The organism is Pseudonocardia sp. (genome assembly GCF_025965585.1).
GTDB lineage: Bacteria > Actinomycetota > Actinomycetes > Mycobacteriales > Pseudonocardiaceae > Pseudonocardia.
In genome coordinates, this window is sequence record NZ_JAOPWR010000165.1 from 1 (window position 1) to 13649 (window position 13649).

The following is a 13649-nucleotide window of genomic DNA, read 5'->3' on the forward strand; positions in this document are numbered from 1 at the left end:
GGCGCCGGTGTTGTCGCAGCGGTTCGAGGTTCGTGCGGTGCCCACGTTGATGGTGGTGCGTAACGGGGAGGTCGTCGCCCGGCAGCCGGGAGCGGTGCCCCTCCCGCAGCTGCGCAGCTGGCTCGACGCCGCACTGGCCGCCCCCGCAGGCGGTCACCCGACCACCGAGGAGAGCGCGTCATGAACCTGCCCGGCATCACGGACCTCCGCGATCGGGCCTGGCAGCTGCCCCTGCGGCTCGCTGCCGGCGCCTACATCCTGGACTCGGGCATGGCCAAGTGGGACACCGACGAGGAGACGGCCAAGTACCTGCACGGCTTCGCCAGCGGGGCCTACCCGTTTCTCGCGAGGATCGACGCGCGCGACTTCACGAAGGCGCTCGCGGCGGGCGAGGTGCTGATCGGGGCCGCCGCCGTCCTGCCGTTCGTGCCGGCGGGCATCGCCGGGCTGGGGCTGCTCGGGTTCGGCGCCGGGCTGCTCGGGCTCTACGCCCGCACTCCCGGGATGCACCGCCCCCATTCCCCGTTCCCCAGCCAGGACGGGATCGCGCTGGCCAAGGACGCCTGGCTCGCCGCGATCGGCGCCGCGCTGGTCCTCGGCAGCGGGCGCCGGCGGTGAGCGGCGGGTACCCGGTGTCCGCGCGCGTCGACCGGCACGTCGACTGGATCCGCACCGTCGTGCCCCGCACACCGTTCGGCTGCGAGGAGTGCCTGCCGATCGGAACGCGGTGGGTGCACCTGCGGTTGTGCCTCACCTGCGGGCACGTCGGCTGCTGCGACTCCTCAGCGATGCGGCACGCCCGCGAGCATGCCGGGGAGCTCGGCCACCCGATCGTGTCGTCGATGGAGCGGGGCGAGGACTGGCGCTGGTGCTACGTCGACGAGGCGTTCGCGTGACGACCACGGCGGGCGTCGCCGACGAGCTGCTGGCATCGCTGTCCGGCGGCGAGACGCCCGACATGACCGGTGCGTTCCCGCACCTGAGCGAGGAACGGATCCGCGCGCTCGCCCCGTTCGGCGCGCGCCGCCCGACGCAGCGGGGCGAGGTGCTGGTCACCGAGGGCGCCCCCGACGACGTCTTCTACGTCCTGCTCTCCGGGCGCGCGGCCGTGGTCGAGGGGTTCGGCACCGCCGAGCAGCGGATCGTCCGGGTACACGGTCCCGGGCGGTTCCTCGGCGAGCTGGGCCTGCTCACGGGGCAGGTCGCCTTCCTCACGACGATCGTCGCCGACCCCGGTGAGGTGCTGGCGGTTCCGATGGACCGCCTGCGCCGCGTGCTGCTCGACGACCCCGCGTTCGGCGACGAGATCATGCGGGTCTACCTCATCCGGCGCACGCCGACGATCGGCGGCGGCCACGGGTTCCGCATCGTCGGATCCCGATTCTCGCCCGACACGCGGCGGCTGCGGGAGTTCGCCACCCGCAACCGGCTGCCGCACCGGTTCGTCGACCTCGAGTCCGACCCCGCCGCGGAGTCGCTCCTGCGCGAGCTCGGGATCAGCCCCGAGGAGACGCCGATCGTCGTGTGGCGCGACACGGTCCTGCGCAACCCCGGCAACGCCGAGCTGGCCGCGCTGGTCGGGCAGCCCGAGGAGGCCCCGCCCGAGCTGTCCGACCTGGTGGTCGTCGGCGCCGGGCCTGCCGGGCTCGCCGCGGCCGTCTACGGCGCGTCGGAGGGACTGACGACGGTGCTGCTCGACAGGGTGGCGGCCGGCGGTCAGGCGGCGACGTCGTTTCGGATCGACAACTACCTGGGCTTCCCGGCCGGGATCTCCGGGGGAGAGCTGGCCGACCGCGCGGTCGTGCAGGCCGAGAAGTTCGGCGCCCGGATCGCGGTGCCGGCCGAGGCCGTGGCGCTGGTCCCGGCCGACGGTCATCTCGTGCTGCGTCTGGCCAACGGGAGCTCCCACGCCGCCCGGGCGGTCGTCGTCGCCACCGGCGCCCGCAACCGCCGCCTGAAGGTGCGCAGGCTGGCGGACTTCGAGGAGAGCAACGTGTACTACGCGGCCACCCTGCTCGAGGCGAAGCTGTGCGTGAACGACCCGGTCGTCGTCGTGGGCGGCGGCAACTCCGCAGGCCAGGCCGCCCTCTTCCTCGCCGACCACGCCCGCGAGGTGCGGTTGGTGGTGTGCGAGCGCAGCCTCGACGAGAACATGTCGCGCTACCTGGCCGACCGGATCGAGCGCGATCCGCGGATCGGGGTGTACCTGCACTCCGAGGTGCGCGATCTCCTCGGGCCGCCGGGGTCGCTGGAAGCGGTGGCCGTGACCGACGGCGCCGAGCAGCGCACCCTGCCGGCGCGCGAGCTGATGGTGTTCATCGGCGCGAGTCCGTGCAGTGGCTGGCTGGCCGGCACCCTCGCCCTCGACCCAGGTGGCTACGTGCTGACCGGTGCGGCGGCGGGCGCGTCCCGCGCCGCCGCCGACGACGGGCCGCGGGCCCTGCTGGAGACGACCCTCCCGGGTGTGTTCGCGGCCGGGGACGTGCGCAGCGGGTCGGTGGGGCGGGTCGCCTCGGCGGTGGGGGAAGGGGCGATGGCCGTCCGGCTCGTCCACGAGTACCTGTCAGGTGCGCATGCGAGAAACGGAGTGATGGCATGACACATCCCACGGGCATCCCGGTATTCGAACGGTTCTTCCGGTCGGTTGCCGGCCTCAAGATCGATCGGAACGACGTGCGGCGGTTCCGGGACTTCGTGGACCAGATGGTCGACGATCTCGCCATCGCCGGGCGCAACTCGGCGCGCTGGAACGACCGCGACGTCATCGCCCCGCAGGACCTGCCGATCACGGCCGGCCTGCAGGAGCGGATGCGCGAGTTCGACAAGCTCGACGACGCCGGGGACGTCCGCAGGCTGCTCCGCGAGGTCGTGCGGCGCCCGCCCGCGGACGTGACGTTCAGCGAGGAGACCGAAGGGATGCTGGTCGAGGTGTTCGGCGGGCTCGGCGTCGCGATGGCGAGGTCGATGAAGTTGATCGACCCGGATGTGACGAACCCCGCCACCGAGCACTGGGACCGGGCCTTCGGGCTGTTCCGATTGGTGTTCTGAGGGCTCCGGGCGCCGGCGCCCGGAGCGCTCACCTACCCGACGGAGCGCGTTCTGCGCAGGTGCAGGTCCTGGCGTTCGTCGGCGTCCAACCCGCCCCACACCCCGAACTCGTGCCCTCGGCGCATCGCCCAGTCCAGGCACTCCGACCGGACGGCGCACCCGTGGCAGACCGCCTTCGCGACCAGTGCCTCGTCCTGGGCGAGGCGCCCGGACCCGACGGGGAAGAAGATCTCCGGATCGACGTCGCGGCACGCCGCCCGCGCCATCCAGCCGGTCGCCACGGCCGCTGGTGACGCTCGTCGCGGGCCTCGGGGCGTGTGGGCCATGGTTCCCTCCTCGATGACGGCTCCGTCCCCGTCCGCGAGTCGGCCCGGCGGAAGTACCCGTCGCCGCCCTGCGTTGGACACAACGGAGGTGGTGCACAGAATTGACAACAGAGACAAAGGTGCTGAGCTGCATCGATTGCGGTGACGAGCTGCCCGCCGAGCGTGCCGGCCTCGGCTACAGGTACTGCACGAAGGCGGACCGCCAGGCGCTGCGTCACCGCGGGCCGGCCGTCACCGTGCTCGGGGTGAACGAGAGCGCCGATGCGGTGACAGTCGGCGACTCCGAGGAGACCCGGCGGCGGGGGGAAGCCGGCGAGTTCGGCCGGAAGGACTCCGGCCTCGGGCTGGACTACCGCCCTCCGGCCCCCGCGCCGTCCGAGCCCGCCGCGACCGGTCGCCGCGAGCCTGTTGCGGTGCCGCGGCGACCGTGGTCGGACCAGCAGGAGGCGATCGTCCGGCTCCACCACGACATGGGCCTGAGCCCACGCCGGATCGCGGAGCGGGCCCGGGTGAACGTGCCCCGGCTCGGGATCACCGAACGGCTGGCGGTCCAGATCATGTCGGTGGTCCCGAGACGGTGACATGCCGGCGGAGATCCCTTTTCAGGGATGCTTGAGCATTCCGTGCGGGTCGATGACGAACTTCTGCGGCACCCCGGCGTCGAACTGCGCATAGCCGTCCGGGGCCTCGTCGAGGGTGATGACCGTCGCGTTGACGTTGCGGGCGATCTGTACCCGGTCGTCCAGGATCGCCATCATCAGATCGCGGTTGTAGCGCAGCACCGGACACTGACCGGTCGAGAAGACGTGCGACTTGGCCCAGCCGAGGCCGAACCGCAGCGACAGCGCTCCGACGCGCGCGTCGGGGTCGGTGGCGCCCGGGTCGTCGGTGACGTACAGGCCCGGGATGCCGATCGCCCCGCCGGCCCGGGTGACCTCCATCGCCGCGTTGAGCACGACGGCCGGAGCCTCGTGCCCGTCCTTGGAGGCCTTGGCCTCGAAGCCGACGCAGTCGACCGCGGCATCGACCTCGGGAACGCCCAGGAGCTGGTCGATCTGGTCGGGCAGCGGTCCTGCCGACGGATCGACGGTGAGGCAGCCGAAGGTGCGGGCGTGGGCGAGCCGGTCGGCGTTGAGGTCGCCGACGATCACGGCCGCGGCCCCGAGCAGGAACGCCGACGTCGCCGCGGCGAGCCCCACCGGCCCGGCCCCGGCGACGTAGACCGTCGACCCGGTGGTCACCCCCGCCGTGACGCAGCCGTGGTACCCGGTGGGGAAGATGTCCGTCAGCATCGTCAGGTCGCGGATCTTCTCCATCGCCTGGTCACGGTCGGGGAAGCGCAGCCCCGTCCAGTCCGCGTAGGGGACCATCACGTACTCCGCCTGGCCGCCGGGCCAGCCGCCCATGTCGACGTAGCCGTAGGCCCCGCCGGGACGTTCCGGGTTGACGTTCAGGCAGACCCCGGTCTTGCGCTCCCTGCAGTTGCGGCAACGTCCACAGGACACGTTGAACGGTACGGAGACGAGGTCGCCGATCCTGAAGTTCTCCACGTCCGGGCCCAGCTCCACGACCTCCCCGGTGATCTCGTGGCCGAGGATCAGCCCGACCGGGGCGGTGGTGCGGCCCCGGACCATGTGCTGGTCGCTGCCGCAGATGTTCGTCGAGACGACCTTCAGGATCATGCCGTGGGGGCACTTGCGGTTCTCGTTGCCGGGTGGCACCCCTGGTCCCGGTTTGAGCACCAGCTCCGGGTAGTCGACGGTCTCGACCGTCACCTTGCCCGGCCCCTGGTATACCACTGCTCGGTTGCCCGCCATCGTCCTCACGTCCTCTTCGCTGTCGTATCCAGACGGGAACAGGCTGGTCGCGAAGGGGAGTGAGGGCATCGGCCCGGCGGGTCGGTCGACCCATCGCGGAATCGAGCTGACGGGCTCAATCCGGCGGACCGTGGGCGGGGGCACCGTGGTCGCCGTGAACATCGCGATCATCGGAGCAGACCCACGGGTCATGGCCAGAACGCTCTAGGCGATGGCGCTGCTCACCATCACGCTCACCATGCGCCACGGCCGGCCGTGGCAGGACGGCTGGAAGCTTCTCGGTCCCACTGGTGGGTGACCGCCGGCGCCCACCACGAACTCCGGAGGTCCTGTGCCCGACGCCGCCGTTCTCCCGTTCAGGCACGACACCCGCACCGTGCCGTGCCCGATCCTCGTCTCGCCGCCGCAGCTGGAGGACCTCGTGCAGGTGACGATGCTCCGGCTCGGTCCCGACATCTCCGTCCTCCGTGTGACCGGCGAGATCGACATTCTCACGGCTTCCGCGCTGGAGCACTCGGCACTGACCGAGCTGGCGACGGGTCTGTCGGTGCTCGTCGTCGATCTCCGCCACGTCACGTTCTTCGGTGCGAGTGGGGTCGCGGCGCTGCTGAACGTGCAGGACGAGAGCTCCCGCGCCGGCGCCACGCTGTACCTGTCACGACTCTCGCCCTCCGTCCAGCGGGCCATGGACCTGCTGCGGATCACCGACCGGTTCGACGGCCCGGAGCCCGCACGGGCAGCTCGTCCGATCCGGACCCGGCCTCTGACCGACGTCGCGGCGGTAGGCCAGGAGCTCGTGTCCGGCGCCGTTCTCACGCGGGCCGTCCGGGGACGAGACGGGTCCGCCGCCGATCCGGACCTGTGATCTCTGCGTCCAGCACGTCGCCGACCCAGGTAGCGATGCCGGTGCCCGTCGGGCTCCCTCGACCGGACGGCACGGGTGGCGAGGCGCCCGGCGTCGGTGACCGTGCCGGACGTCCAGGGACAGCGCGGCGAGCGAGGGGTCGGCGGCGTAGGCGGCCGGCATGCTCGCGGACGGCCGGGAGTGGGTCCGGAGCGCGCCGGTCACAGGCCCGCTGGAACGTGGTCACCCCCGCATCGCAGGGACCTCCGGTCTGTTGACGGGGTCCGGGCGCGTCGTCACCGGGCCCCCACGCTCCGGTCCGTGGGGGCCGGCCGCGGTTCGGGCCGGACGAGATCGGCGACCGGACGGCGGGGCGTGGCGGTCACCGGCCAGCCCCGCCCGATCCGGAGCACGGCCTGAGGCGGACGGCTGCCGCCCACGAGCCGGCGCAGCTCCTCCCGGGTCCGGGGCACCTCCACCACCTGCGACAGGAACGACACGGCCAGGCCCTCGACCGTCGCCGTGAGCAGCACCCGCTCCAGCGCCTGGCCGACCTGCACGTCCGCGCGGTCACCGGTCAGGTGCGCGGTCAGGACGGCGATCACGGGCTCCTCCTCGAAGTCGGCGGTCGCCCGCTCGGAGCCGGAGCCGCGGTGGAACTCGCGCACCACCCACCGGCGCTGTGGCGTGGGGAGCGGGCCGCCGGCCGCGGCCGGGACCCCGTCCGTGCGGCCCGGCGCCGTCGCGGTCCACCGGTCGAGCTCGGCGCGGAACGCGGGGTCGTCCATCTGCAGGCGGTGTGCCCGCGCGGCCAGGTCCTGCAGCTCGTCGCGCTGCTCGCGCCGGTCGACGATGTGCAGCCAGGCGCCCTCGTCGAGCGCCGCCCGGCGCAGGGCGTTCAGCTCGGCCGGGATCAGCTGGGCGTCGGTGAAGGGATGGCGGTTGGTGCGCCGCCGCGGCACCGCCCGCAGCTGCTCGCGCTGCTCCGGCGTCGCGACCTTGTGGCCGCCGTTGCGGATCGTGGCCACGAGGTCGGGACGAGCGGGGTCGGGGAGGATCGTCACGGTCGGCCGGATGTCGCGCCCGTGCAGAGCCAGCCGCAGGTTGAACAGGGCGGCGCCGCACGCGATGCGCTGCTCCCGGCCGGCGGGGTCGATCACCGGGAGCGCACGGTCCCGATCGGCGTGCAGCTCGATCGCCTGCGGGGTGACCCGGAAGCGCCAGGGCTGGCTGTTGTGCAGCGACGGTGCCCGCCCGGCTGTCAGCAGCAGGTCTTCGACCTGGTCGGGCGCCAGGCCGAGTGCCGCGGGAATCTCGTTCATCACCACGTCCGGAAGATCGGGTCACTCCGGCTCCTGCCGGAGTCCCTCCACGGTGCCCGGCGCCGGCCGGGCGGGGTACGGCCGAAGGTCCCTCCCCCTCGCGCCGTGCGTCCCCGGTTCGTCGCGGGTCGCGCCGCTGTCCTGAGCGGCGCTGTCCCGAGCACCGTCGCCGTGGTTGTCCGGGCGCCACATGACTGACAGATTGGGCCGACTCGGAGAGGCCACCAGGGCGGGGAGCGGAGTCATGCCGGACGGTGAGCGCGAGGCCGCGTCGGCATCGGTGATGCCGCACCTGCTGTCCGGCCTGCGGCTCGACGAGCTGCTGCGGGAGGTGCAGGAACGGCTCGCCGAGATCGTGGCGACCCGGGACCGCATGCAGGGGCTGCTCGACGCCGTCCTCGCCGTCGCCGAGGGGCTGGAGCTCGACACGACCCTGCGCCGGATCGTGGGTTCCGCGGTGGACCTGGTCGACGCCCGCTACGGCGCACTGGGGGTCCTCGCCCCGGGCGGCGGCATCTCGCGGTTCCTCCACGTGGGCCTGGACGACGAGACGCTGTCCCGGATGGGCCCGCTGCCCGAGGGCAAGGGCCTGCTCGGCCAGCTGATCCTCGACCCGCGCCCGTTGCGCCTGCCCGACGTCGCCGCCCACGACGCGTCGGTGGGATTCCCGCCGCACCACCCGCCGATGCGCACGTTCCTGGGCGTCCCGGTGCGGGTGCGCGACGCGGTGTTCGGCAACCTCTACCTCACGGAGAAGAAGGGCGGGGGCGGGTTCACCGCCGCCGACGAGGTGGTGGTCGAGGCGCTGGCCGCCGCGGCCGGGATCGCCGTGCAGAACGCGGACCTGTTCGAGCAGACGCGCCTGCGGCAACGGTGGCTCGAGGCGTCCGCGGAGATCCGTTCGGAGCTGTTGGCGGGTGCGATCGAGTCCGACGCGTTGCAGCTCATCGCGCGGCGGACGCTCGAGCTCACCGGCTCCGACACCACGGTGATCGTCCTCGGGCCGGAGCGGGAGGACGGCGAGTTCGTCGTGCGGGGCCACAGCGGCGCCGACGGGGCGGGCCTGCTCGGCCGGCGGCTGGACGCCTCCGACCCGCTGCTGTCGGAGGTGGCCGAGGGCCGGGCCGCGGTGCTCACGAGCGCCGTGCCCGGCGCGCTCGCCGGCGCCGACGAGCACGCCCCCGACCACGGGCCGACGCTCGCGGTGCCGCTGCGTTCCCAGGAGTCGGTGATCGGGGTACTCGTGGCGCTGCGCCGGGTCGGCGGGGTCGCGTTCGAGCAGAGCGAGGTGCCGCTGCTGACGTCGTTCGCCGAGCAGACGACGCTCGCGCTGGAGCTGGGGAAGAAGAACCGCGCGCAGCGCCAGCTCGCCGTGTTCGCCGACCGCGACCGGATCGCCCGCGACCTGCACGACCACGTCGTCCAGCGGCTGTTCGCCACCGGACTGCAGCTGCAGAGCACACTGCGCCGAAGCACCGACCCCGCCGTGCAGGAACGGATCGGGCAGGCCGTCGACGAGCTCGACACGACCGTGCGGGAGATCCGGACCGCCATCTTCGATCTGCACACCGCGGGCGACGGCGGCCGGCCCGGGCTGCACAGGCGGATCCTCGACACCGCGCACGAGGCCGCGGCCGGATCAGGGGTCTCGCCGTCCGTGCGGACCTCGGGGGCCGTCGACACGATGGTGCCGACCGAGATCGGCGTGCACGTGGTGGCGGTGGTGCGGGAGGCGATCAGCAACGCCCTGCGTCACGGGCGGGCCACGACCGTCACCGTCACCGTCGAGGTCGCCCACGACCTGCTGGTCGAGGTCGTCGACGACGGTGCCGGGATCGACCCCGCTGCGGCGCGGAGCGGGCTGTACAACCTCGGGGAGCGGGCGGTGGAGTGCGGCGGCGACCTCGCCGTGGTGGCGCTGCCGGGCCGGGGCACGCGGCTGAGCTGGCGGGTGCCGCTGTAGGAAGCCGGGCCGCGCGGCCGGACGTCCGTGGAGCCGGGGACCTTCGTCCCTGCCGGTGCATCGGGCGTCGTCCCTAGCGTGACCCGCGCAGCGGCGCCCGCAGGCTGGACGCTCCGCGCATCCAGCTCGCGAGGAGCCGGTCGCCGAAGCGGTCGGCGAGCAGTCCACTCGCCCGGACGCCGAAGACGATGTCGCGGGCGAGATCCGGCTCGTCCGCGAGCAGTGGCGCGATCAGCCCGCGGCGCACCACCTGCTCGTGCACCGCGTCGGCCTCCACGTGCTCGGCGTAGAACGCCACCGCGGCATCGGGCAGGCCGAGCCGGCGGAAGGCCCGCACCAACCGGCCCGAACCCGGCGACGACGTCAGCTCCACCGCGGCGAACTGTCCGACCAGAGCCCCGCGCAGCGACCGGTGCAGGCCGCACAGCGACATCAGGTTCACCTCGGCCAGCGTCTCGGCCGGTGCCTGCTCGAGGAACGCGCCGTAGCCGGAATCGAGTCCCAGTGCGTCCATCATCTGCCCGAACAGCCGGGAGTGCATGCGGCGGGCGTCGCCCGCCCCGTACTCGTCGTGCTCGACGGTGACCAGCGCCGCCTTGGCCCGGCCGCGCAGCCGCGGGATCGCCCAGGCCTGCGGGTCGGCCTCCTTCAGGTGGTAGAGCGAGCGGTGCGCCACGTACTCGCGCACCTGCCACGTCTCGCCGTCCCGGCGCAGGTGCTGTGACACCCCGGGCGGGTCCACCGGTTCGACGAGCAGGGCGTCGAGCTCGGCGTCGACGTCGTCCCCGGGCCCGGTGGCGTCGCGCAGAGCGGCGAGGAACACGCGTTCCATCCGAGCCCGCACGGTCAGCAGCCCGGGATCCCACTCACGCTCGTCGGGGACCCCGCCGAAGCCGCGGTAGTGCAGCTCGTAGCAGCAGTAGAGCGCGAGCTGCAGGTCCTCACCGAAGGGGTCGGCGTCCTCGACGTCGGGGAGCAGGGCGCCGATCCCGTTCCGCAGGGCGTCGAGCACGCTCTCCGACACCGGCCCGCGGGGCGCGGGCAGAGGGGGGCCCGTGACGCCGTGCTCAGCGCTCACGGCGGCGGTGGCTCGTGTCGCAGAACGGCGCCCGGCGGCTGCGCCGGCAGGTGCACAGCGCCGTGACGGCGCGGTCCGACCGCACCAAGCTGCCGTCGGCGCACTCGATCTCCACCGGCCCCGCGACCAGCACCGGTCCCTCGTCGGTGACGGTCACGCGCGTGGGCTGCGCAGCCGTGGCGGCGTAGCGGGGGGCGGCCGGAACGGCACCCGCCCGGATCTCATGGTTCTCGGTGGGGGTCGTGCGGGTGTCCGCCATGGAGACGGAGTGCCCGGTCTGCGGACCCTCACACCTGGACACGGTGTGAGCGGGCTCTCCGGGACCTGACGACCCGCCCTCGCCGGGGAACGGGTTCGGCCCTCGCGATGTCGGGGAAGTGGCCGACGAACCCGTTGTCGATCTGCTCAGTACGGCCGGTTGACGGCCACCTGTTCGAGCCGCCGCAGCGCCTCGTTGTTGCGCGGCACCAGCATCGCGTCCTGCGCCCGACGGGGAAGCAGCTGGGCGGGGCCCGCCGCGGCGTGCTCCTCCATCGTGATGCTGGTGCCGCCGGCCACCTCGTCGAGCGTGAGGACGACCCGGGCGCGGCCGGCAGGCCAGGCGCGCGCGTCGAGCTCGAGGCGCCGGTCGGGCCGCATGTCCACGACCTCGGTGTTGTCCTCGATGAGCAGCGGCCACGCGCCCACCTTGTGGTGGATGCGGCTGCCGACCTGAGGCCAGGCCTCGTCGACGTCGCGCATGTGGGCCGCGCCGACCACCCACAGCGGATAGCTCCACCCGTCGGAGAGCACGGCGAACACGCGCGAGGGCGCAACCCCGACGGTCATCTGCACCTCGGCCATGCGAGCTCCTCGGGGCCGCGGCGCGCTCAGCCGCCGTTGATCCAGACGGTCTTGGCGTTGACGAACGAGCGCGGCCCGAACTCGGCCAGCTCACGCCCGTAACCGGAGTTCTTGATACCGCCGAAGGGCACCTCGGGGGTCGACTCCGTGTACTTGTTGATGTAGATCATCCCGGTCTCGACCTCGTTCACGAACCGCTGCTGCTCGGCGGGGTCATCGGTCCAGGCGCTGCCGCCGAGCCCGAACGGCGAGTCGTTGGCGAGGCGGATGGCGTCGTCGGCGTCGTGGGCCCGGAACAGCAGCGCGACCGGTCCGAAGAACTCCTCGACGTACGCGCGCGAGCCCTTGGGGATGTCGGTGAGCACGGTGGGGGGATAGTAGGCACCCGGGCCGCCCAGCGGCTTGCCGCCGGTCAGCAGGCGAGCTCCGGCGGCGACGCTGTCCTGAACCTGCTTGTCGATCGTCGCGACGGCCTCCGTCGAGGACAGCGGGCCCATGTCGGTCTTCTCGTCCATGGGGTCGCCGACCACGAGCGCCTCCATCTTCGCCACCAGCAGCCGCTCGAACTCCTCCGCGACCTGCTCGTGGACGATGAACCGCTTCGCGTTGATGCAGGACTGGCCGTTGTTCAGCGTCCGCGACGCGACGGCGTTGGTCGAGGTCCTCTCGAGATCGGTGGAGGGCATGACGATGAACGGGTCGCTCCCGCCGAGCTCCAGCACGCTCGGCTTGATGTTGCGGCTCGCGCGGGAGCCCACCTCGCGGCCCGCGGGCTCGCTGCCGGTCAGCGTGGCGGCGCGGACGCGGTCGTCGTCGATGATCCCCGCGACCGCCGACGACGGCACCAGCAGCGTCTGGAAGACGCCCTCGGGGAAGCCGGCGCGGCGCAGGACGTCCTCGATCGCAAGCGCCACCTGCGGCACGTTGGACGCGTGCTTGAGCAGCCCGACGTTGCCGGCCATCAGCGCGGGCGCGGCGAAGCGCAGGACCTGCCAGTAGGGGAAGTTCCACGGCATCACCGCGAGCACGGGGCCCAGCGGCTGGTAGCGGGTGAAGACCTCGGCGCCGTCCATCTCGTGCGGCACGTCGGCGAGGATCTCCTCCGTGTGGTCGGCGAACCAGCGGCAGCCCTTCGCGCACTTGGTCACCTCGGCCCGGGCGGACGCAAGGGTCTTTCCCATCTCCAGCGTCGCGAGGCGGCCGAGCTCGTCGGTCTCGGCGTCGAAGATGTCGGCGGCGCGGCGGAACACAGCCGCGCGCTCGGCGTAGGTGGTGGTGCGGAAGGTGCGGAAGGTGTCGGCCGCGCGTTGCAGCTTCTGCTCGAGCTGCTCGGCGGTGAGGGCGTCGAAGGTGCGTACCGTCTCACCGGTCGTGGGGTTGATCGTCGCAATGGCCATACCGGAGGCCTACCCACGTGAGGCGGTCCCAATCCTCCCCGGCCGAGGGCGGTGGGCCGTCCTCGCCGGTCGGTCAGGCGCGGTGGCGCAGCTGCATCGGGACCGCGATCCACAGCGTGGCGATGGCGGTGACGAACACCGCGGTGAGGATCACCGCGGCGGCGCGGCCCACGGCGATGTCGAGCACCAGGAGCAGGCCCGAGGCCAGCGTCAGGCCGAGCCCGGCCAGCGCGATCAGCGTGGTGGTGTGCCCGGTGCGGACGAGCTCGCGCTTGTGACCGCCCTGGAACAGCAGCCGGTGGGCCGCCACCGGAGCCACGAGCAGCGCCGACGACAGGGCGGCCGACAGCAGGGTGACGACGTACACGCCGTGGCGGAAGCCGTCGAGCTCGCCGAACCCCGGGTTGAAGGCCAGGGCGAGCAGGAACCCGAGGAGGATCTGCACGCCCGTCAGCAGCACCCGCAGCTCCTGGAGGAGCTCCGCGAAGTTGCGGTCGGCCCGCTGCAGCGGGGCCTCCGGGCGGTGGTCGGAGTTCCAGTCGTCGTCATGACGGCGCCCGGGTGTGCGTGCGTCGGTGGCCGTCACGACCGCCTGTCCTCCTCCCGGTGCGGGCCCAGCGGCGGTTCGCTGGGCGGAGCGTGCTGCTGGTCCGGGTCGCGCTCGTCGTCGCTCTGTGCCGCCTCGGTCTCCAGCTCGTCCGCGGCGTCGCGCCCGTGCAGGGGGGAGTCGGGAGGCGGGGTGTGCGCCCCGGTGTCAGGCATCCCTCCGGGTACCCGGTTCCGCGCAGGTCCTACCCGCCCGGGTGAGGCCGGTCAGTCCGCCGCCGCCGCCTCGCGGGCCCGCAGCCGTTCCCGCTGCGGGACCACCGTGTAGGACGGGTCGCGCGAGGACACCAGGCCGGCCTCGAACACGCCGAACCGGGTGGCGGCCGATCCCGCGTTGAGCAGGGCACCCGCGGCGACCGACAGCAGCCGGCCGCGCCGCCCCCGCACCGCACCGCCCGCGGCGGC

General features: G+C 73.2%; 17 protein-coding genes and 1 pseudogene. 8 read left to right on the forward strand and 10 right to left on the reverse strand.

The genetic code is table 11. From position 1 onward, the window contains the following. The 5 genes from JWR81_RS10220 to JWR81_RS10240 all read left to right on the forward strand — a co-directional run. A partial coding sequence (locus JWR81_RS10220) for a co-chaperone YbbN (RefSeq protein ID WP_297649845.1) occupies positions 1 to 184 on the forward strand: 184 nt, incomplete at its 5' end. Beyond that, entirely contained in the window at positions 181 to 618 is a 438-nt protein-coding gene (locus JWR81_RS10225; RefSeq protein ID WP_297649847.1) for a hypothetical protein, read from the forward strand. The genes JWR81_RS10220 and JWR81_RS10225, both read left to right, overlap by 4 nt. A gap of 14 nt (positions 619 to 632) precedes the next feature. Beyond that, the gene (locus JWR81_RS10230; RefSeq protein ID WP_297649871.1) at positions 633 to 896 is read left to right on the forward strand and encodes a UBP-type zinc finger domain-containing protein; all 264 of its coding nucleotides are present in this window, start codon (positions 633 to 635) and stop codon (positions 894 to 896) included. Continuing rightward, positions 893 to 2599 (forward strand): FAD-dependent oxidoreductase, encoded by a 1707-nt coding sequence (locus JWR81_RS10235; RefSeq protein ID WP_367278768.1) that lies wholly within the window; start codon positions 893 to 895, stop codon positions 2597 to 2599. Before JWR81_RS10230 ends, JWR81_RS10235 begins: the two co-directional genes overlap by 4 nt. Then, positions 2596 to 3048 (forward strand): DUF1931 family protein, encoded by a 453-nt coding sequence (locus JWR81_RS10240; protein ID WP_297649849.1) that lies wholly within the window; start codon positions 2596 to 2598, stop codon positions 3046 to 3048. The genes JWR81_RS10235 and JWR81_RS10240 overlap by 4 nt, the downstream gene beginning before the upstream one ends. Positions 3049 to 3080: 32 nt before the next feature. Here the strand turns inward: JWR81_RS10240 and JWR81_RS10245 are convergent, their stop codons facing one another. Continuing rightward, positions 3081 to 3314, reverse strand: a complete 234-nt coding sequence (locus JWR81_RS10245; protein WP_297649875.1) for a WhiB family transcriptional regulator — start codon at positions 3312 to 3314, stop codon at positions 3081 to 3083. A gap of 161 nt (positions 3315 to 3475) precedes the next feature. Between JWR81_RS10245 and JWR81_RS10250 the strand changes: the two genes are divergently transcribed. After that, the gene (locus JWR81_RS10250; RefSeq protein ID WP_297649851.1) at positions 3476 to 3955 is read left to right on the forward strand and encodes a hypothetical protein; all 480 of its coding nucleotides are present in this window, start codon (positions 3476 to 3478) and stop codon (positions 3953 to 3955) included. A 21-nt stretch (positions 3956 to 3976) separates the two neighbouring features. Here the strand turns inward: JWR81_RS10250 and fdhA are convergent, their stop codons facing one another. Further along, a complete protein-coding gene (gene fdhA / locus JWR81_RS10255) occupies positions 3977 to 5191 on the reverse strand; it encodes a formaldehyde dehydrogenase, glutathione-independent (RefSeq protein ID WP_297649853.1) in 1215 nt (404 codons plus the stop codon). Positions 5192 to 5522: 331 nt separating this feature from the next. Between fdhA and JWR81_RS10260 the strand changes: the two genes are divergently transcribed. Then, positions 5523 to 6056 carry an STAS domain-containing protein gene (locus tag JWR81_RS10260; protein WP_297649855.1) on the forward strand — a complete coding sequence of 178 codons (534 nt, stop codon included), beginning with the start codon at positions 5523 to 5525 and terminating at the stop codon, positions 6054 to 6056. A 275-nt stretch (positions 6057 to 6331) separates the two neighbouring features. Here JWR81_RS10260 and JWR81_RS10265 read toward each other — a convergent pair whose 3' ends face one another. Beyond that, positions 6332 to 7357, reverse strand: a complete 1026-nt coding sequence (locus tag JWR81_RS10265) for a nitroreductase (protein ID WP_297649857.1) — start codon at positions 7355 to 7357, stop codon at positions 6332 to 6334. Positions 7358 to 7601: 244 nt separating this feature from the next. Between JWR81_RS10265 and JWR81_RS10270 the strand changes: the two genes are divergently transcribed. Further along, a complete protein-coding gene (locus JWR81_RS10270) occupies positions 7602 to 9320 on the forward strand; it encodes a GAF domain-containing protein (RefSeq protein ID WP_297649859.1) in 1719 nt (572 codons plus the stop codon). Positions 9321 to 9393: 73 nt separating this feature from the next. On the opposite strand, the gene JWR81_RS10275 is transcribed toward JWR81_RS10270, so the two are convergent. The 7 genes and pseudogenes from JWR81_RS10275 to JWR81_RS10305 all read right to left on the reverse strand — a co-directional run. Beyond that, positions 9394 to 10398 (reverse strand): iron-containing redox enzyme family protein, encoded by a 1005-nt coding sequence (locus JWR81_RS10275; RefSeq protein WP_297649861.1) that lies wholly within the window; start codon positions 10396 to 10398, stop codon positions 9394 to 9396. Further along, positions 10388 to 10618, reverse strand: a complete 231-nt coding sequence (locus JWR81_RS10280) for a CDGSH iron-sulfur domain-containing protein (protein WP_297649877.1) — start codon at positions 10616 to 10618, stop codon at positions 10388 to 10390. The genes JWR81_RS10275 and JWR81_RS10280 overlap by 11 nt, the downstream gene beginning before the upstream one ends. A 185-nt stretch (positions 10619 to 10803) precedes the next feature. Continuing rightward, positions 10804 to 11241 (reverse strand): SRPBCC family protein, encoded by a 438-nt coding sequence (locus JWR81_RS10285; RefSeq protein WP_297649863.1) that lies wholly within the window; start codon positions 11239 to 11241, stop codon positions 10804 to 10806. A gap of 26 nt (positions 11242 to 11267) precedes the next feature. After that, the gene (locus tag JWR81_RS10290; protein WP_297649865.1) at positions 11268 to 12638 is read right to left on the reverse strand and encodes an NAD-dependent succinate-semialdehyde dehydrogenase; all 1371 of its coding nucleotides are present in this window, start codon (positions 12636 to 12638) and stop codon (positions 11268 to 11270) included. 73 nt (positions 12639 to 12711) lie between these two features. Then, positions 12712 to 13224 carry a DUF6328 family protein gene (locus JWR81_RS10295; protein WP_297649867.1) on the reverse strand — a complete coding sequence of 171 codons (513 nt, stop codon included), beginning with the start codon at positions 13222 to 13224 and terminating at the stop codon, positions 12712 to 12714. Next, positions 13221 to 13400, reverse strand: coding sequence for a hypothetical protein (locus tag JWR81_RS10300; RefSeq protein WP_297649869.1), 180 nt, complete (start codon positions 13398 to 13400; stop codon positions 13221 to 13223). The genes JWR81_RS10295 and JWR81_RS10300 overlap by 4 nt, the downstream gene beginning before the upstream one ends. Before the next feature lie 51 nt (positions 13401 to 13451). After that, a pseudogene (locus JWR81_RS10305) lies at positions 13452 to 13649 on the reverse strand (polysulfide reductase); the annotation flags it as partial.

Excerpts from the sequence above, each read along its gene's own strand:
- JWR81_RS10240 (WP_297649849.1), top strand. The coding sequence starts at position 2,596 with ATGACACATCCCACGGGCATCCCGGTATTCGAACGGTTCTTCCGGTCG.
- JWR81_RS10270 (WP_297649859.1), top strand. The coding sequence starts at position 7,602 with ATGCCGGACGGTGAGCGCGAGGCCGCGTCGGCATCGGTGATGCCGCAC.
- JWR81_RS10300 (WP_297649869.1), bottom strand. The coding sequence starts at position 13,400 with ATGCCTGACACCGGGGCGCACACCCCGCCTCCCGACTCCCCCCTGCAC.
- JWR81_RS10225 (WP_297649847.1), top strand. The coding sequence starts at position 181 with ATGAACCTGCCCGGCATCACGGACCTCCGCGATCGGGCCTGGCAGCTG.
- fdhA (WP_297649853.1), bottom strand. The coding sequence starts at position 5,191 with ATGGCGGGCAACCGAGCAGTGGTATACCAGGGGCCGGGCAAGGTGACG.
- JWR81_RS10285 (WP_297649863.1), bottom strand. The coding sequence starts at position 11,241 with ATGGCCGAGGTGCAGATGACCGTCGGGGTTGCGCCCTCGCGCGTGTTC.
- JWR81_RS10245 (WP_297649875.1), bottom strand. The coding sequence starts at position 3,314 with ATGGCGCGGGCGGCGTGCCGCGACGTCGATCCGGAGATCTTCTTCCCC.
- JWR81_RS10290 (WP_297649865.1), bottom strand. The coding sequence starts at position 12,638 with ATGGCCATTGCGACGATCAACCCCACGACCGGTGAGACGGTACGCACC.
- JWR81_RS10265 (WP_297649857.1), bottom strand. The coding sequence starts at position 7,357 with ATGAACGAGATTCCCGCGGCACTCGGCCTGGCGCCCGACCAGGTCGAA.